Origin of the sequence: Streptomyces sp. NPDC086080, from assembly GCF_044540255.1 — a bacterium.
Taxonomy (GTDB): domain Bacteria; phylum Actinomycetota; class Actinomycetes; order Streptomycetales; family Streptomycetaceae; genus Streptomyces.
In genome coordinates this window covers 355,568-372,884 of record NZ_JBITRU010000001.1, presented here as the reverse complement: position 1 = coordinate 372,884, position 17,317 = coordinate 355,568, and the positions used below count along the sequence as shown (strand labels likewise).

At 72.9% G+C, this 17,317-nt stretch carries 16 protein-coding genes; 1 reads left to right on the top strand and 15 read right to left on the bottom strand.

From position 1 onward, the window contains the following. Nucleotides 1-163: 163 nt before the first annotated feature. From ACIF9R_RS01775 to fmt, 7 genes are all read right to left on the bottom strand, one after another. Nucleotides 164-616 carry an Lrp/AsnC family transcriptional regulator gene (locus ACIF9R_RS01775; protein ID WP_399972834.1) on the bottom strand — a complete coding sequence of 151 codons (453 nt, stop codon included), beginning with the start codon at nucleotides 614-616 and terminating at the stop codon, nucleotides 164-166. Nucleotides 617-803: 187 nt separating this feature from the next. Further along, nucleotides 804-2,246 carry a GuaB1 family IMP dehydrogenase-related protein gene (locus ACIF9R_RS01770; protein WP_399973030.1) on the bottom strand — a complete coding sequence of 481 codons (1,443 nt, stop codon included), beginning with the start codon at nucleotides 2,244-2,246 and terminating at the stop codon, nucleotides 804-806. A 239-nt stretch (nucleotides 2,247-2,485) separates the two neighbouring features. Beyond that, entirely contained in the window at nucleotides 2,486-2,671 is a 186-nt protein-coding gene (locus ACIF9R_RS01765; protein ID WP_399972832.1) for a hypothetical protein, read from the bottom strand. 43 nt (nucleotides 2,672-2,714) lie between these two features. Continuing rightward, nucleotides 2,715-3,758 carry a sugar-binding transcriptional regulator gene (locus tag ACIF9R_RS01760; protein WP_399972830.1) on the bottom strand — a complete coding sequence of 348 codons (1,044 nt, stop codon included), beginning with the start codon at nucleotides 3,756-3,758 and terminating at the stop codon, nucleotides 2,715-2,717. Between the two features lie 78 nt (nucleotides 3,759-3,836). Continuing rightward, complete coding sequence (gene rpe, locus ACIF9R_RS01755) at nucleotides 3,837-4,523, bottom strand: ribulose-phosphate 3-epimerase (protein ID WP_399972827.1); 687 nt, start codon at nucleotides 4,521-4,523, stop codon at nucleotides 3,837-3,839. A gap of 259 nt (nucleotides 4,524-4,782) precedes the next feature. After that, nucleotides 4,783-6,201, bottom strand: coding sequence for an RsmB/NOP family class I SAM-dependent RNA methyltransferase (locus ACIF9R_RS01750; RefSeq protein ID WP_399972824.1), 1,419 nt, complete (start codon nucleotides 6,199-6,201; stop codon nucleotides 4,783-4,785). 67 nt (nucleotides 6,202-6,268) lie between these two features. Then, nucleotides 6,269-7,201, bottom strand: a complete 933-nt coding sequence (fmt, locus tag ACIF9R_RS01745; protein ID WP_399972821.1) for a methionyl-tRNA formyltransferase — start codon at nucleotides 7,199-7,201, stop codon at nucleotides 6,269-6,271. Between the two features lie 278 nt (nucleotides 7,202-7,479). Here fmt and ACIF9R_RS01740 point away from each other — a divergent pair, with 278 nt between their 5' ends. Then, nucleotides 7,480-8,055, top strand: a complete 576-nt coding sequence (locus ACIF9R_RS01740) for a hypothetical protein (RefSeq protein WP_399972818.1) — start codon at nucleotides 7,480-7,482, stop codon at nucleotides 8,053-8,055. A 556-nt stretch (nucleotides 8,056-8,611) separates the two neighbouring features. Here ACIF9R_RS01740 and ACIF9R_RS01735 read toward each other — a convergent pair. The 8 genes from ACIF9R_RS01735 to ACIF9R_RS01700 form a co-directional block, all read right to left on the bottom strand. Beyond that, nucleotides 8,612-10,759 (bottom strand): primosomal protein N', encoded by a 2,148-nt coding sequence (locus ACIF9R_RS01735; protein ID WP_399972816.1) that lies wholly within the window; start codon nucleotides 10,757-10,759, stop codon nucleotides 8,612-8,614. A gap of 205 nt (nucleotides 10,760-10,964) precedes the next feature. Further along, complete coding sequence (gene metK / locus ACIF9R_RS01730; RefSeq protein WP_399972813.1) at nucleotides 10,965-12,173, bottom strand: methionine adenosyltransferase; 1,209 nt, start codon at nucleotides 12,171-12,173, stop codon at nucleotides 10,965-10,967. A gap of 237 nt (nucleotides 12,174-12,410) precedes the next feature. Further along, the gene (gene coaBC, locus ACIF9R_RS01725; protein ID WP_399972810.1) at nucleotides 12,411-13,613 is read right to left on the bottom strand and encodes a bifunctional phosphopantothenoylcysteine decarboxylase/phosphopantothenate--cysteine ligase CoaBC; all 1,203 of its coding nucleotides are present in this window, start codon (nucleotides 13,611-13,613) and stop codon (nucleotides 12,411-12,413) included. Nucleotides 13,614-13,744: 131 nt separating this feature from the next. Then, nucleotides 13,745-14,017: a DNA-directed RNA polymerase subunit omega gene (gene rpoZ / locus ACIF9R_RS01720; RefSeq protein WP_004933985.1), complete on the bottom strand. Its 273-nt coding sequence runs from the start codon at nucleotides 14,015-14,017 to the stop codon at nucleotides 13,745-13,747. Between the two features lie 62 nt (nucleotides 14,018-14,079). Further along, nucleotides 14,080-14,673 (bottom strand): guanylate kinase, encoded by a 594-nt coding sequence (gene gmk, locus ACIF9R_RS01715; RefSeq protein ID WP_399972807.1) that lies wholly within the window; start codon nucleotides 14,671-14,673, stop codon nucleotides 14,080-14,082. Between the two features lie 60 nt (nucleotides 14,674-14,733). Next, nucleotides 14,734-15,057 carry an integration host factor gene (locus ACIF9R_RS01710; protein WP_003977346.1) on the bottom strand — a complete coding sequence of 108 codons (324 nt, stop codon included), beginning with the start codon at nucleotides 15,055-15,057 and terminating at the stop codon, nucleotides 14,734-14,736. 257 nt (nucleotides 15,058-15,314) lie between these two features. Next, nucleotides 15,315-16,160 (bottom strand): orotidine-5'-phosphate decarboxylase, encoded by an 846-nt coding sequence (gene pyrF / locus ACIF9R_RS01705; protein ID WP_399972805.1) that lies wholly within the window; start codon nucleotides 16,158-16,160, stop codon nucleotides 15,315-15,317. Beyond that, nucleotides 16,157-17,263 (bottom strand): quinone-dependent dihydroorotate dehydrogenase, encoded by a 1,107-nt coding sequence (locus ACIF9R_RS01700; RefSeq protein WP_399972802.1) that lies wholly within the window; start codon nucleotides 17,261-17,263, stop codon nucleotides 16,157-16,159. The genes pyrF and ACIF9R_RS01700 overlap by 4 nt, the downstream gene beginning before the upstream one ends. Nucleotides 17,264-17,317: the final 54 nt, after the last annotated feature.

Genomic DNA, 17,317 nt, shown 5'->3' with positions numbered 1-17,317 from the left:
GGCGGTTCGGACACCGGACGTGGAGGACGTACGGCGTCCGGGGCGGCCCTCGGGCGGCGCGGCCGGTGGATCAATGTCGCCAGGTCATGACACCCATGCTAGACCGGTCACCACGGGCCCTGCCCGGCAATTTCCGGCTCCCCGTACGGCCGGACCTGCCCTGTCAGGCGGGCGATCCGGACGAGAAACGCCGCAGCAGCGGGGAGAGCACCAGCACGGACTTGGTCCGTTCGACGAAGGGCTCGCCCGCGATGCGCTCCAGGACCCTCTCGAAGTGGCGCATGTCGGAGGCGAAGACCTGGGCGACCGCGTCCGCGTCGCCGGTGACGGTGGAGGCGGCCACGACCTCCTGGTAGCGCTCCAGGCCCCGCTGGATGGTCTCCGGGGAGGTGTTGCCGCGGCAGTAGATCTCGACGAACCCCTCCGTCTCCCAGCCGAGGGCGGCGGGGTCCACCCGTACGGTGAATCCGGTGATGGCCCCGGTGGCGCGCAGCCGGTCCACCCGCCGTTTCACGGCGGGCGCGGAGAGGCCGATCAACTGGCCGATGTCCGCGTAGGAGCGGCGGGCGTCCTCGGCGAGGGCGTGCACGATGCGTTCGTCGAGATCATTCAGCACTGCGGGTCGTTCACTTCGCTTCCGAGAAGGGCCGGTGCGGCGGCGAGCCGGGAGCGGCGGCAGCCGTACCGGAAGTAGACCACGAGCCCGACGGCCGGCCCGACGGCGAGGACCACCCGGGTCACGGCGCACGGGCCGGGTGCCGCTGCCGGTGGCGCCGGCGAGCCGGCCGGGCGGGGTCGCGCCGTCAGTTCCAGCTGGCGTGCAGGGGCTTGCCCTCGGCGTATCCGGCGGCGCTCTGGATGCCGACGACGGCCTTCTCGGCGAACTCCTCCAGCGTGCCGGCACCGGCGTAGGTGCAGGAGGAGCGGACGCCCGCGATGATCGAGTCGATCAGGTCCTCGACTCCGGGAGACACCGGGTCGAGGAACATGCGGGAGGTGGAGATGCCCTCCTCGAACAGCGCCTTGCGGGCACGGTCGTAGGCGGACTCCTCGGAGGTGCGGTTGCGCACGGCACGCGCGGAGGCCATGCCGAAGGACTCCTTGTAGGGGCGTCCGTTCGCGTCGTGCTGGAGGTCGCCCGGGGACTCGTACGTCCCGGCGAACCAGGAGCCGATCATCACGTTGGACGCGCCGGCCGCGAGGGCCATGGCCACGTCGCGCGGGTGGCGGACGCCTCCGTCGGCCCATACGTGCTTGCCGTACTTCTTCGCCTCGGCGGCGCACTCCAGGACGGCGGAGAACTGGGGGCGGCCGACGCCGGTCATCATGCGGGTGGTGCACATGGCACCGGGGCCCACGCCCACCTTGATGATGTCGGCGCCCGCCTCGATCAGGTCGCGGACGCCTTCGGCGGAGACGATGTTCCCGGCGACGACCGGCACGCGCGGGTCGAGGTCGCGCACGAGTTTCACGGCGCTGATCATCGACTCCTGGTGGCCGTGCGCGGTGTCGATGACGAGCGTGTCCACGCCCGCCTCGAGCAGTTGCCCGGCCTTGCCCGCCACATCGCCGTTGATGCCGACGGCGGCGGCGACGCGGAGTCTGCCCCGCGCGTCGGTGGCCGGGGTGTAGAGGGTGGCGCGCAGGGCTCCCTTGCGGGTGAGGATGCCGGCCAGGCGGCCGTCCTTGTCCACGGCGGGGGCGTAGCGGCGGTTGGCGCCGTCGAGGGTGTTGAAGGCCTCACGCGGGTCCATGTCCGCGTCGATGAGGAGGAGGTCCTTCGACATGACCTCCTCGAGCTGGGTGAAGCGGTCCACGCCGGACAGGTCGGTGTCGGTGACCACGCCCACCGGCCGGTGCCCGTCGTCGACGACGACGCCCGCGTTGTGCGCGCGCTTGGGCAGCAGGGCGAGCGCGTCCGCGACGGTCTGGTGCGGGGCCAGCACGATGGGGGTGTCCAGGACCAGGTGGCGGCCCTTCACCCAGGAGACGACCTCGGCGACGACCTCGATGGGGATGTCCTGCGGTATGACCACGAGACCGCCGCGCCGGGCCACGGTCTCGGCCATGCGGCGTCCGGCGATCGCGGTCATGTTGGCGACGACGAGCGGGATGGTGGTGCCCGTGCCGTCCGGGGAGCTGAGGTCCACGCCCTGCCGCGAGCCGACCGCGGAGCGGCTGGGCACCATGAAGACGTCGTCGTACGTCAGGTCGTACGGGGGCTGGATGTCGTTGAGGAAACGCACGTGCTGCACATCCCGGTCGATCAGAGGTGGCCCCCGGACAGGTCAGCCAGGGGGAAGAGCACGTACTTCATTGTCCCATGCCGCCCCGGGCGCCCTCCTCGGTCGGATCATCCAGCCCGGCCGGAGCGCTGCTCGGAGGATCCTCCGAGGGCGAGTGCCACGGTGCGGGAGGCGGTGCGGTCCGCCGCCTCGGCGAACATCTCCTGGGCGGTCGCCCACTCCCCGGGGCGCGCGGCCGCCTACCCCCGCCGGCCGTGCACGACGATCAGCAGCCCGCGCTCCACGGCTCCCTCGGGCCGGAGCGTGTGGTCGGGCATGCCGTCGGCCCACGCGGCAACCCCGGCGTCGTCACCCGCGGACGAGCAGCCGGCCGGCAGGACGAGCAGGCAGGCCAGAAGACGCGGGAGCAGGGCCCGTCTCAGCACCGTGCGGCCGATGCTGCCGGCCCCGCTTCCGCGTCACCCGCTGTCAGGGGCCGTCCGGGTCCGCGCGATTGAGCGCGGAGCGCGGGGTCGGTCCCGCCGTCATCAGATAGTCCGCGGCCGACGTGTCCGTCACCAGGCTGGTGACCAGTCCGGAGCGCAGTACGGCGTCGATCGCGGGGCCCTTGCGCTGCCCGCCCGCGATCGCGACGACCTCCGGGACACGGCGCAACTGGTCCGTCTTGACCGTGATGCAGCGCTCCCCGAGGTCCCGGCCGACCCGGCGGCCCTCGGCGTCGAAGAGGTGCGCGGACATCTCCGCGGCGACCCCGAGGGAGGCGTAGTGCGCCCGCTCCTCGTCGCTGAGCATGTCGTGCACCGTGGAGATGCCCGGCTCCCAGGAGCCGATGGACACACAGGCGACGGTGACCTTGTCGAAGTACTCGAAGGCCCGCGCGATCCCGGTCTGGTGGCGCAGCGCCTGCGCGGTGGCCGCGTCCGGCAGCAGCATCGGCGCGTAGATGGGGTGGGCGTCGCCGCCCGACACCTGCGCGGCGCGCCGCACGGCCTCCACCGAGCCGCGCTCGGCGGTCCCGGCGTCGTACACGCCCGTGAGCTGCACGACCGTGCACGGAGGCAGCCGGTCCAGGGCCGCCGCCATGTGGATGGTGGACCGGCCCCAGGCCAGACCCAGCACATCCCCTTCGTTGACCAGCTCGCCGAGCAGGTCGGCGGCCACCTCTCCCAGGTTCTCGGGGTCGGGTGTCTCCTCAGCCTCGGCCGGGGACTCCACCACGACGGCATGCCTGAGGCCGTAGCGGGCACGGAGCGCGTCGGAGCGCTCGGCGTCCAGCTCGGCCGGCACACGGATCTCGATCCGTACGAGATCCCGTTCGAGGGCGGTCTCCAGGACCCGGGCCACCTTGAAGCGGCTGACGCCGAACTCCTCGGCGATCTGGATCTTGGATTTCCCCTCGAGGTAGAAGCGGCGGGCCATGGCCGCCGCCTGCACCAGCTCAGCGGGTCCCATCCGCATGGCTGACCGGCCCGCCGACATACCCGACACGGCGATCTCCTCACTGCTGTTCACACTCTGGATTCGCCGTTCATCCTTGCAGATCCGGCGCGGTCGATCAGCCCTGCTGGGCGCCGTTCATGTTCCTGACGCTCAGTGGTCGCATGCCCACGCTGCCTTCGCCGTCGCGGCCTCCGCCTGCTTGCGCAATGCACGTACCGCTTCGGCCGGGTCCGATGCCCCGTACACGGCGGAACCCGCGACGAAGACATCGGCGCCGGCCTCCGCGCACCGCTCGATGGTGGAGGGCGAGACTCCGCCGTCGACCTGGAGCCAGAGTTCCAGACCGTGCCTGCTGATCAGGTCACGGGTGCGGCGGATTTTCGGAAGCATGATGTCGAGGAACGCCTGCCCACCGAAGCCGGGCTCAACCGTCATGATCAGCAGCATGTCGAGCTCGGGGAGCAGGTCCTCGTACGGCTCGATGGGCGTCGCGGGCTTGAGCGCCATGGACGCGCGGGCGCCCTTGGCCCGGATCTCGCGCGCGAGCCGCACGGGCGCGGCGGCGGCCTCGACGTGGAAGGTGACGGAACCGGCCCCCGCTTCCACGTACTGCGGCGCCCAGCGATCGGGGGCCTCGATCATCAGATGGCAGTCCAGCGGTGTGTCCGTCCCCCGGGCCAGCGACTCCACGACCGGCACACCGAGCGTGAGGTTCGGGACGAAATGGTTGTCCATGACGTCGACATGGAGCCAGTCGGCTCCCCCGACCGCCTTCGCCTCGTCCGAGAGGCGGGCGAAGTCGGCGGACAGGATGCTGGGGTTGATCTGCGGGGCCATGGACCAAGACTGCCATGCCCGCCGACGGGGGTGTGCGGCGGTGTCGGTGCGCGGACCTGGGGCCGCCGCACCCACGGGCGGTGCGGTCTTCAGGGCGTCGCCGCCCCACGCATGATCGCGCAGTTCCCCGCGCCCCTGGGGGTGGCTCGCGCCCGCACATCGCCGCCACACGTCGGCGCAGTCCCGCGCGTGGGGCCCGTATCCGTACGGCGGGCGCGGGTGGGCGTCCTCGTGCGCCCGTTCACTCGTGCCCGGAGGGTCAGCCGGTGCGGCGGATCAGGGCCAGGTACATCGCGTCGGTTCCGTGCAGATGCGGCCACAGCTGTACGTCGGGGCCCTCACCGAGGTCGGGGACGCCGGGCAGGAACGGACGGGCGTCGAGCAGTTCGGCCTCCGGGAACTGCTTGAGGAGGTCGGCGACCACGGCCCGGGTCTCGGCCAGGTGTGGCGAGCAGGTGGCGTAGCCGACGACCCCGCCCACGCGTACGGACTCCAGGGCGGTGCGCAGCAGCCCCCGCTGGAGCGGCGCGAAGCCGTCCAGATCCTCCGGGCGGCGCCGCCAGCGGGCCTCGGGGCGGCGGCGCAGGGCGCCCAGCCCGGTGCACGGCACGTCGACCAGTACCCGGTCGAAGCTGCCGGGCCGCCACGGCGGGCGCGTCCCGTCGGCGGCGAGCACCTGGTACGGGCCCGGGTTCCCGGCGAGCGCCTTGGCCACCAGTCCGGCCCGGTGCGGCTGCTTCTCCGAGGCGAGCAGCACGGCACCGCGCTCGGCGGCGAGTGCGCCGAGCAGCGCGGCCTTGCCGCCGGGACCGGCACACGCGTCCAGCCACCACCGGTCACGGCCCTCGACGGGCGCGGCCGCGAGGGCGAGCGCCACGAGCTGACTGCCCTCGTCCTGGACCCCGGCCCGGCCCTCGGCGACGGCCGTGATCGCGCCCGGCTCCCCTCCCTCGGCCAGCCGCACCGCGTGCGGGGACCAGCGGCCGGGGACGGCGGCCTCCTCGTCGAGCAGCTCGGTGACCGTCGCCCTCCCGGGGCGGGCGACCAGGGTCACCTCGGGCCGCTCGTTGTCGGCCCGCAGCAGGTCCTCGATCCCGGCGCGTGGGCCCCCGAGGGAGTCCCACAGCGCGGAGACCACCCAGCGGGGGTGGGAGTGCACGACGGCGAGGTGGTCCTCGGGATCCTCGTCGTAGGGCGGGGCGACCCGTTCCAGCCAGCCGTCGAGGTCGTCCTGCGCGATCTTGCGCAGGACGGCGTTGACGAACTTGGCCCGGCCGTCGCCGAGCACCACCCGCGCCAGTTCGACGGACGCCGACACCGCGGCGTGCGTGGGGATCCGCGTCCCGAGCAGCTGGTGCGCGCCGAGGCTCAGCACGTCGAGCACCGGCGGGTCCACCTCGCGCAGCGGCCGGTCGACGCACGCCGCGATGACCGCGTCGTACGTGCCCTGGCGGCGCAGCGTGCCGTAGACCAGCTCGGTGGCGAGGGCGGCGTCGCGGGCGTCGAAGTCGCCCTCCTCGCGCGCCTTGCGCAGCAGTGGGGGCAGGACGAGGTTGGCGTACGCGTCCCGCTCGTCCACGGCCCGCAGGGCCTCGAAGGCGAGAACGCGGACGGGGTCCTTCTGGGGCCGGCGGTAGGGCTTGGCGGGCCTGCGGGGCCGACGGGGCTGGTCGCTCACGAAAAAGGTGCTCCGGATGTGGGATGAAGTGCGCGCTCCAGCCTACGTCGTGCGGGTCCCGGGGACGTCAGGCGCCGACGCTCTCCCCGGCGGTGATCCGCACCCCGCGCGCCCAGTCCGCCGCCCGCATCGGCTTCTTGCCCTGGGGCTGCACCCACAGCAGCTCCACGGCGTACGAGGCGGTGCCCACGTACACGTTGTTCTTGCCGGCGGACAGCTGCCCGGGTGCCAGACCCGTCGTCTCCGGTACGGGGCGGGCCTGGACGATCTTCAGGCGCTCGCCCCGGAAGGTGGTCCAGGCGCCGGGGGCCGGGGTGCAGCCGCGCACCACGCGGTCCACGCGCAGCGCCGGGGTGTTCCAGTCGACGTGGGCGTCCTCGACGGTGACCTTGGGGGCGTGGCTGATGCCGTCGGCGGGCTGCGGTACGGCCTTCACGGTGCCGTCCTCGATGCCGTCCATGGTTGCGGCGAGCAGGCCGGCGCCGGCGAAGGCGAGCCGGGTGAGCAGATCGCCACTGGTGTCGGTGGGGCGGATCTCCTCGGTGACGGTGCCGTAGACCGGCCCGGAGTCGAGGCCCTCCTCGATGAGGAAGGTGGTGGCGCCGGTGATCTCGTCGCCCGCCATGATGGCGTGCTGCACGGGCGCGGCGCCGCGCCAGGCGGGGAGCAGCGAGAAGTGCAGGTTGACCCAGCCCCGGGCGGGAATGTCGAGGGCGGCCCTGGGGAGGAGGGCTCCGTAGGCGACGACGGGGCAGCAGTCGGGGGCGATCTCCTTGAGCCGCTCGAGGAACTCGGGGTCCCGGGGCCTGGCGGGCTTCAGCACCTCGATCCCGGCCTCCGCCGCACGCTCGGCGACGGGAGAGGCGATCAGTCTGCGACCCCGCCCGGCGGGCGCGTCGGGCCGTGTGACGACGGCGGCCACCTCGTGCCGACCGGAGGCGAGAAGAGCGTCCAGTGCGGGAACGGCGACCTCGGGGGTACCGGCGAAGACGAGCTTCATGGGGTGCTGGGGGCCTCTCGGGCGGGGTTGGCTGGGGCAGCGCACCAGTCTAGGACCTGGCGCCGGAGCCCTCGGCCGGGGACAACCGCGGACGGACGGCCGCGGACGGCCTCCGGGGAGCACTCGGGACGGGCACGCCCTCACAGGGGGCGTACGCATATGCCGCCACGCCCCCTCCCCGTGACCAGCGGAGCGCCGACGCGTTGGTCAAGGAAGAGTTGACCAACGGGCCCGGCAACGGGCTCATTCCTTTCAACGCCGGTTCGAGAGGCTTGTTCATGGCCGACCACGCAACCCACGACGCCCAGGCTCGGGCCAGCCTGCACTTGCTGGTGCGGGACATCGAGCGGGTCCGGCGGCAGGTGGACGCACTGCGCACGCTCACCGCCCAGCTGGGCAACGTCTACCGCCCGCGCCGCTCCGGTCCCTCCACGGGGTTCGTCGTCTACGGACGCGCCCCCGCTCCGACGGTCCGTCTCGCCCAGGAATTGCGGGACAGTGTCGAGACCCTGGTCACGGCGGCCGTGGACTTCGATCGCTCGCTCGGCTTCTCGTGGGACGCGGTGGGCTCCGCGCTCGGAGTCACCAAGCAGGCGGTGCACCGTCGCTACGGCGCCCGCCGTGCGGCCGACCGGACGCCTGCCGCCGCCGCCACCGCCACGGTCGGCGCCGAGACCGAGGCCGAGCGCACCCCTGACACGTCGGGCACCCGCACGGTCAATGTGGGCGCCGGTGTCTCCACGGCGCCGACGGTCCCCGCCGCCCGCTCCATGCCGACCCAGCCCACCGCCGGCAGCCCGTCCCTGCGTGAGGAGCCCCGCCCAGCGGTCTTCCCCGCACCGCGCAACGGCTGAGCCGCCCCTCCCCCGCCCTCCCGGACGCACCACCCCGGGAGGCGCGGCAGGTCCGCCCCGATCCGCCACCGGAGCACCCCCGCCCTTCGCCATGCACGCCGCCTGGGCCGCCTTCAACGCCGCGGCGAGCGCAGCACCACGGCCGGGCGGCAGGTCCGCCCCGATCCGCCACCGGAGCACCCCCGCCCCTCACCATGCACGCCGCCTGAGCCACCTGCAGCGCCGCGGCGAGCGCGGCACCACGGCCGGGCGGCACCCTGACCAGTGCGCGGTCCCGCCGCCCCAGCGCCCCGCGGGACCCAGCCCGGGACCCGCCACACCAGCACGTACCGACGCGGCCCTGTCAGCCGATGTCGAGCGGGTCGACGCGTACCCACACCGGAACGCCCCCGCCCTTCGCCATGCGCGCCGCCTGAGCCACCTGCAACGCCGCGGCGACGGGCGACGCGGCACCACGGCCGGGCGGCACCCCCACCCGCGCACCGTCGCGCCGCCCCAGCGCCCCGCGGGACCCAGCCCGGGACCTGCCACACCAGCACATACCGACGCGGCCCCCTCAGCCGATGTCGAGCGGGTCGACGCGTACCCACACCGGAACGCCTCCGCCCTTCGCCATGCGCGCCGCCTGGGCCGCCTTCAACGCCGCGGCGAGCGCGGCACCACGGCCGGGCGGCACCCTGACCAGTGCGCGGTCCCACTGTTCCCCCGGCGGGGGTGTGCCCGGGCGCCGTGGGCGGCCCGCCGCGGTGACCGGCAGGGGCACCGGGCCCAGGATCTCCGCCTCGGCCGGCAGCCGCACCGTACGGAGGAACTCGGTCACCGTCTCGCCCGGCCCCGAGACCGCCGCCATCCGCGACACCGGCGGGAAACCCAGTTCCCCCCGCTCGGCCAGTTCCCGCACCGCGTGCCCCACCGGGTCCCACCGCACCAGCGCCTGCACGGGCCGCAGCGTCGGCTCGGCGACCACCACCACCGTGCCGCCCGCCGACTGCGGACGGACCAGTGCCGCCGCGCCGATCCAGCGGCGCAGTGCGTCCTCCCCCGCACGCAGGTCGGGCCGGCCCACCATGGCCCACCCGTCCAGCAACAGCGCCGCCGCGTAGCCGCCCTCGGCCACCGGTTCCGCACCGGGCGTGCTCACCACCAGCGCGGGTGCCCCCGGCACCGTGTCCAGTACGTGCTCCCGGCCCGAGGTCCGCACCGGAACCGCGGGAAAGGCCCGGCCCAGCTCCTCCGCCGTCCGCCGCGCCCCCACCACCTGCGCGCGCAACCGGAACCCACCGCACTCCGGACAGTGCCAGCCGCTCTCGCCGCGGCCGCACCATCCGCACGCCAGATCGTCGGACCCCCGCGCCTCCAGCGGCCCCGAGCAGTGCCGGCAGCGGGCCGGAGCCCGGCAGTTCGCGCACGCCATCCGCGGCACATACCCGCGGCGGGGCACCTGGACGAGCACCGGGCCGTTCCGCAGCCCCTCCCGGACGGCCTGCCAGGCGAGCGACGGCAGCCGCGCCGCGCGGGCGGCCTCGTCCCGCGCGAGATCCTGGTCGCCCACGGTCCGCACCAGGGGCGCGGCCGCCCGGACCCGCTCCCTCGTGGCGATCAGCGGTCTGGCCCAGCCGGTGTCCACGAGCTGGGCGGCCTCCACGGTGCAGCTCCAGCCGCCCAGCAGGAAACCGCACTTGTCCTGCGCCGCCCGCAGCAGCAGCACCTCACGGGCATGCGGCTGGGGGGCGTGCTGCTCGCTGTGGCTGTCGTCCCCGTCGTCCCAGACGGCGACGAGCCCGAGGTCCCGCACCGGCGCGAACATCGCCGCGCGTGTCCCGATGACGGCTCGTACGGATCCCCGCCGCACCGCGAGCCACTGCGCGTACCGCTTCTCCGGCCCGGCGTCGGCGGTGAGGACCGCGTGCCGTCCCTCTCCCAGCAGCGCGGTGAGCGCCGCGTCGGCACGGGCCACGGCCCGTCCGTCCGGCAGGACGGCCAGCGCGCCGCGCCCGGAGGCCAGGGTCGCCACGACGGCCCGGGCCAGTTCCTCACTCCACTGCGGGCCGGGCAGGGCGCTCCACACGGCTCGTGGGGCGCCCTTCGCGGCCAGTGCCTCCAGGAACGCGGGCCCCTGCTCGTACCGCTCCCAGGAGCCGAGCAGGGGTGCCGGAGGCGGGGGCAGCGGAGGGGGCGAGGGACGCTTCTCGGCGCGGGCGTTACGAGGCGGCACCGCGAGCTGGAGAACGTCGGCGAGGCTGCCCGCGTACCGGTCCGCCACCGCGCGGGCGAGCCCCAGCAGCTCCTCGTCGAGCACCTGCTCCGGCGAGACGACCTGGGCCAGCGCCGCCAGAGGTCCCGAGTAGTCGGACTCGGCGAGCCGCTCGACGAGGAACCCGTCGATCAGCCCGCCGCCCTCGCGCCGCCCCTCGCGCACCCGGTGCCGCCCGGCGCCGAACCGCACCCGCACCCGCACACCCGGCTGCGCGTCCGCGTCCAGCTCCTCGGGCACGGCGTAGTCGAAGTAGCGGTCGAGATGGAGCACACCCTTGTCGACGAGGACCCGGGCGACGGGCAGCTCCCTGGCGAGCGCGGCGCCCCGCCAGGTGCGCGGCTTGGCCCGGGGGGCCTTGGCCTTGCGCACGCTCTCCCGGATGAGCGCGAGCTGCTCGGGCGGCGCGCCCTCCGCGCCGCCGTCCTGCTGTCCGTTCTCGCTGCTCACGCCTGCATTCTTACCAAACGCCACTGACAACGGCGTCGGCCCCGGGACCGGACCGGCCCTTCGTACCGGGCCGGGACGCCGCCGCGCCGCGAGCGCGGCCTTCCCGGGCGCCGGCGTGCACGGCTGTGACGGCGCTCGCCGCACGCCGAGGCCCGGCGGCCCTTCGGAAGGGGCCGCCGGGCCTCGGCGTGCGGGGCGGTGTGACCTACAGTCCCGCCGCCTTGCGCAGGGCGTCCACGCGGTCGGTGCGCTCCCAGGTGAAGTCGGGCAGCTCACGTCCGAAGTGACCGTAGGCGGCGGTCTGGGCGTAGATCGGGCGCAGCAGGTCCAGGTCGCGGATGATGGCGGCCGGGCGGAGGTCGAAGACCTCGTCGATGGCCTTCTCGATCTTCTCCGTGTCGAGCGTGGCGGTGCCGAAGGTCTCCACGAACAGGCCGACCGGCTCGGCCTTGCCGATCGCGTACGCCACCTGCACCTCGCAGCGCGTGGCCAGACCGGCCGCCACCACGTTCTTGGCCACCCAGCGCATCGCGTACGCGGCCGAGCGGTCCACCTTGGAGGGGTCCTTGCCGGAGAAGGCGCCGCCGCCGTGGCGGGCCATGCCGCCGTACGTGTCGATGATGATCTTGCGGCCGGTCAGGCCCGCGTCACCCATCGGGCCACCGATCTCGAACCGGCCGGTGGGGTTCACCAGCAACCGGTACTTCTCGGTGTCGAGCTTGATGCCCTCGTCGACGAGCGCCTTCAGCTCCGGCTCCACGACGAACTCGCGGATGTCGGGGGCGAGCAGCGACTCCAGGTCGATGTCGGAGGCGTGCTGGGAGGAGACGACCACGGTGTCCAGGCGGACCGCCTTGTCGCCGTCGTACTCGATGGTCACCTGGGTCTTGCCGTCGGGGCGCAGGTAGGGGATGGTCCCGTTCTTGCGCACGTCGGACAGGCGCTTGGACAGACGGTGGGCGAGGAAGACCGGCAGCGGCATCAGCGTCGGCGTCTCGTCCGTCGCGTAGCCGAACATCAGGCCCTGGTCGCCGGCGCCCTGCCGGTCCAGTTCGTCGTCGTCGCCCTCGACGCGGGCCTCGTAGGCGGCGTCGACACCCTGCGCGATGTCCGGGGACTGCGCGCCGATGGACACCGAGACGCCGCAGGAGGCGCCGTCGAAGCCCTTCTTCGAGGAGTCGTAGCCGATCTCCAGGATCTTGTTGCGCACCAGCGTCGCGATGTCCGCGTACGTCTTGGTGGTGACCTCACCGGCCACGTGCACCAGGCCGGTGGTGATCAGGGTCTCGACGGCGACCCGGGAGGCCGGGTCCTCGCGCAGCAGTGCGTCGAGGATGGTGTCGCTGATCTGGTCAGCGATCTTGTCGGGGTGGCCCTCGGTCACGGACTCCGAGGTGAACAGACGACGGGACACAATGCTCCCTGGGGTTGCAGCGGCTGCTGGCTGATCATTGGCGGACGGCGGGGGCTGCACCCTGACGCCGTCCGTCGGACAGTTTATCGGTCGGGCTCCGCCACGGGTCCCCTGTCTCGCCCACCGGGAGCGCTGTGACCTGCGGCACGAGCATTCTCCCCGGGCCGGGCGAGGTTCGCCAGAGGCGCCACACCCCGGTGGATGCGGTTTGAGAGGGTCTGAGAGCGGATCGCTCACTTATCCCAGGCGTTTGACCACCAGGTCCCAGACGGTTTCGGCCAAGATCTCCTTCGGGCCGTGGGCGACGGGGGTCTCGCTGCCGTCGGCGCCCAGCACCACGGCCTCGCTCTCGTCCTGGCCGAAGGTCTTGCGCTCCCCCACCTCGTTCACCACCAGCAGATCGCAGCCCTTGCGCTTCAGCTTGGCGCGGCCGTTGGCGAGCACGTCGTCGGTCTCCGCGGCGAAGCCCACGATCACCTGTCCGGACCGCACCCGGTCGCCGGAGATCTCGGCAAGGATGTCCGGATTCCGCACCAGGGTGATGGGCTCGGGTTCCTGACCGTCCTTCTTCTTGATCTTCCCGGTCGCGTAGGCCGCCGGGCGGAAGTCGGCGACGGCCGCGGCCATGACCACCGCGTCGGCGTCGGCGGCGGCGCGCAGGACGGCCTCACGGAGCTCCACGGCGGTTCCGACGGCCACGACGTCGACTCCCGCCGGGTCGGGGAGCGCGGAGTTGGCCGCGATCAGTGTGACGCGGGCGCCCCGGGCGGCGGCGGTGCGGGCGAGGGCGTAGCCCTGTTTGCCCGAGGAGCGGTTGCCGAGGAAGCGGACCGGGTCGAGGGGCTCGCGGGTGCCTCCGGCGCTGATGACGACATGCCGGCCCCTGAGGTCGGGCTCGGTGACACCGCGGGCGAGCACCCGGCGACAGACCTCGAAGATCTCGCCCGGGTCGGGCAGCCGGCCCTTGCCGGTGTCGACGCCGGTGAGGCGGCCCACGGCCGGTTCGACGACCACGGCGCCCCGGGCGCGCAGGGTCGCCACATTGTCCTGGGTGGCCGGGTGCTCCCACATCTCGGTGTGCATGGCGGGCGCGAAGACCACCGGGCAGCGGGCGGTGAGGAGGGTGTTGGTGAGCAGGTCGTCGGCCAGGCCGTGGGCCGCCTTGGCGAGCATGTCGGCGGTGGCAGGGGCGACGACCACCAGGTCGGCGTGCTGGCCGATGCGGACGTGCGGCACCTCGTGGACGTCGTCCCAGACCTCGGTGGAGACCGGGTGGCCGGAGAGGGCGGACCAGGTGGCGGCGCCAACGAAGTGCAGGGCGGAGGCGGTGGGGACGACCCGCACCTCGTGCCCCGACTCGGTCAGCCGCCGGAGCAGCTCACAGGCCTTGTACGCGGCGATGCCGCCGCTGACCCCCAGAACGACCTTCGGCTTGTCCACCGTTTCTCCCCGGACCTCGGAAAATGTGCGACCAGCACCCATGAGACACCACAGGCCCGGCAGACGTGCTGCCGGGCCTGTGGAAAGGTCAGCTGCGAACCGCTGATATGACGTACTGACCGGTTGACCGGTTACTGGCCGGGGCCTTCGACGGCCTCGGAGGTCAGCAGTCCCGCGTTGATCTCGCGCAGGGCGATCGAGAGCGGCTTCTCGTGGACATGGGTGTCGACGAGGGGACCGACGTACTCGAGCAGGCCCTCGCCGAGCTGCGAGTAGTACGCGTTGATCTGGCGGGCCCGCTTGGCCGCGTAGATCACGAGGCTGTACTTCGAGTCCGTGGCCTCGAGGAGCTCGTCGATCGGCGGGTTGATGATGCCCTCGGGCGCGGAGATGGAAGAGGACACGCTCTACCTTCCGATGGATGGGAAAGATTCAGTCGACCTGACCGGTGGACGATTGCCCACGATCACACGACGTTCACCAAGGCTAGCAGCTCGCGGGCGACGTCCCGGACGGAGGTGTTGACCAGGGTGGTGTCGAACTCCGGCTCGGCGGCCAGTTCCGTCTTCGCCGCCGCCAGCCGACGGCTGATGACCTCGGCCGACTCGGTGCCCCGGCCCGTGAGCCGGCGCACGAGCTCCTCCCAGGAAGGGGGAGCCAGGAACACCAGCTGGGCCTCGGCCATGGACTCGCGGACCTGCCGCGCGCCCTGGAGGTCGATCTCCAGCAGCACCGGCACCCCGGACTCCAGGTGCTCCAGCACCGCCGCGCGGGGCGTGCCGTAGCGGTTGCCGGCGAACTCGGCCCACTCCAGCAGCTCGCCGTTGGCGATCAGCTTGTCCATCTCCTCGTCACTGACGAAGAAGTAGTGGACTCCGTGCTGCTCACCGGGACGGGGCTGCCGGGTCGTCGCCGAGACGGAGAGCCAGACCTCCGGGTGTTCCTTGCGCATATGAGCGACGACCGTGCTCTTGCCGACCCCGGAGGGGCCGGAGAGCACGGTCAGCCGCGGACGTACGTCCGGGGGTACGGGGGACGTCCCCCGGGGTGTTGCAGCCATGCGGCGATTATTCCAGCAAACCCGGGGTGCCCGGGACGGCGGTCCCGGGCTGCCGGGCACTCAGGAGCCGGTGCTGCCGAACTCGCGCTCCAGGGAGGCGATCTGGTTGGAACCGAGACCGCGAACCCGGCGGCTCTCGGAGATGCCAAGACGCTCCATGATCTGCTTGGCGCGGACCTTGCCCACGCCGGGCAGGGACTCGAGCAGGGCGGAGACCTTCATCTTGCCGATGACGTCGTTCTCCTGGCCCTGCTTGATGACCTCGTGAAGGGAGGCGCCGGAGTGCTTGAGTCGATTCTTGACCTCGGCCCGCTCCCGGCGAGCCGCGGCGGCCTTTTCGAGCGCGGCTGCGCGCTGTTCAGGGGTAAGGGGCGGAAGAGCCACGCCTGCGTCACCTCGGATGTCGAACTGTCGGATACGGACCGGTGAGGAACCTGGTCGGCCCACACCTGGGGAGTCACGCGCGACACCGTCGCCCGTTCACTCTCCGTCGGAGACTAGCGGCCAAGTCCGCCTGAGTCAGCGAGAACTGCGGAAAAGTCCTGGTCAGCCTCCGCCAGGCCGGACATTTAAGACAAATGGTTGTGGATTTGAAGGTGTTTTCACAGCGCGACGACCACGGATTCCCTCGTCGGCCGCTCTCAGACTGCCGACAGCGCGGCCCGGATCTCCTCCGCGAACCGCTCCGCGGCGTCACGCAGAGCGACCACGTCGGGACCGTGGCGCAACACTCCCCGGCTGACGTTGGGCACGACATTGCGCACCGCGCTCCCGAACACCCCCGGGAGATCCGCCGCGGTGGCACCCTGCGCGCCGATGCCGGGGGCGAGGATCGGGCCTCCCGTGTGCAGGTCGTACGAGGACAGGTCGCCGAGCGTCGCGCCGACCACCGCGCCGAAGGACCCGAGCGGCTCCTCGCCGGCGTTCTCCAGGGCCAGGTGCCCGAGCACGGTCGCGCCGACGGTGCGCCCGTCGGCGCGGACCGCGTGCTGTACCTCGCCGCCCTCCGGATTGGACGTCAGCGCCAGGACGAACAGCCCGGTGCCGGTCTCGCGGGCCAGCGCGACGGCCGGGCTCAGCGAGCCGTATCCGAGGTACGGCGAGACGGTGAGCGCGTCGGAGAACAGGGGCGCGTCCTTGTGCAGGAAGGACTCGGCGTAGGCGGCCATGGTGGAGCCGATGTCCCCGCGCTTGGCGTCCATGACGACCAGCGCGCCGGCCGCCCGTGCCTCCTGCACCGTCTTCTCGAGAACGGCGATGCCGCGCGAGCCGAAGCGTTCGAAGAAGGCGCTCTGCGGCTTGAGCACGGCGACCCGGCCGGCCAGCGCCTCGACGACCGTACGGCTGAACGACTCCAGACCCGTCACATCGTCGTTCAGGCCCCACTCGGCGAGCAGGGAGGCGTGCGGGTCGATGCCCACGCACAGCGGGCCCCGCTCGTCCATCGCGCGGCGCAGGCGTGCACCGAAGGGTTCCAGGCCGGTCATACCGTTGTCCTCACGTCGGCGCCCACCGCGTCGGCGAGCGTGGTGTAGGGGCTGGTGCGCAGCCGCGCGGCGAGCCCCTTGTGCATGGCGCGGCCCCAGAAGGGACCCTCGTAGACAAGGGCGCTGTAGCCCTGGACCAGCGTGGCGCCGGCCAGGATGCGCTGCCAGGCGTCCTCGGCGTTCTCGATGCCGCCCACCCCGACCAGCGTGATCCGGTCGCCGACGCGCGCGTAGAGGCGGCGCAGCACGTCCAGGGAGCGTGCCTTGAGGGGGGCGCCGGAGAGACCGCCGGTCTCCTGGACGAGGGCGGGCGAGGAGGTCAGGCCGAGTCCCTCGCGGGCGATGGTGGTGTTGGTGGCGATGATGCCGTCCAGGCCGAGCTCCACGGCGAGGTCGGCGACCGCGTCGATGTCCTCGTCGGCGAGATCGGGAGCGATCTTCACCAGCAGCGGCACCCGGCGGGCCGGGACGCTGCGGTCTGCGGCCTCCCGTACGGCGGTGAGCAGCGGGCGCAGATGGTCCACCGCCTGGAGGTCGCGCAGTCCGGGCGTGTTCGGGGAGGAGACGTTCACGACCAGGTAGTCGGCGTACGGTGCGAGGCGCTCGGCGGACTTCACGTAGTCGGCGACGGCCTCGTCCTCGGGGACGGCCTTGGTCTTGCCGATGTTGACGCCGACGACCGTCCGGAAGACGGGCCTGCGGGAGGCCAGTCGCGCCGCGACGGCGAGCGAGCCCTCGTTGTTGAAGCCCATGCGGTTGATCAGAGCCCGGTCGGCGACCAGGCGGAACAGCCGCTTCCTGGGGTTGCCGGGCTGCGGTTCCCCGGTCACGGTGCCGATCTCGACGTGGTCGAAGCCGAGCATGGCCATGCCGTCGACACCGACCGCGTTCTTGTCGAAGCCGGCGGCGAGGCCGAAGGGGCTGTGCAGCCGCAGCCCGAGCGCCTCGGTGCGCAGCTCCTCGTGGCGCGGGGCGAGCACGGCGGCGACGAAGGTGCGCAGGACGGGGACGCGCGCGACGAGACGGATCCAGCGGAAGGCCAGGTGGTGGGCCTGTTCGGGATCCATGCGGCGGAAGATCAGACGGAAGAAGAGGTGATACATCAGGAGTCCTCATACCGAGGGGGGACACCGTTTCCGGGGTCCCCCCTCATCGGC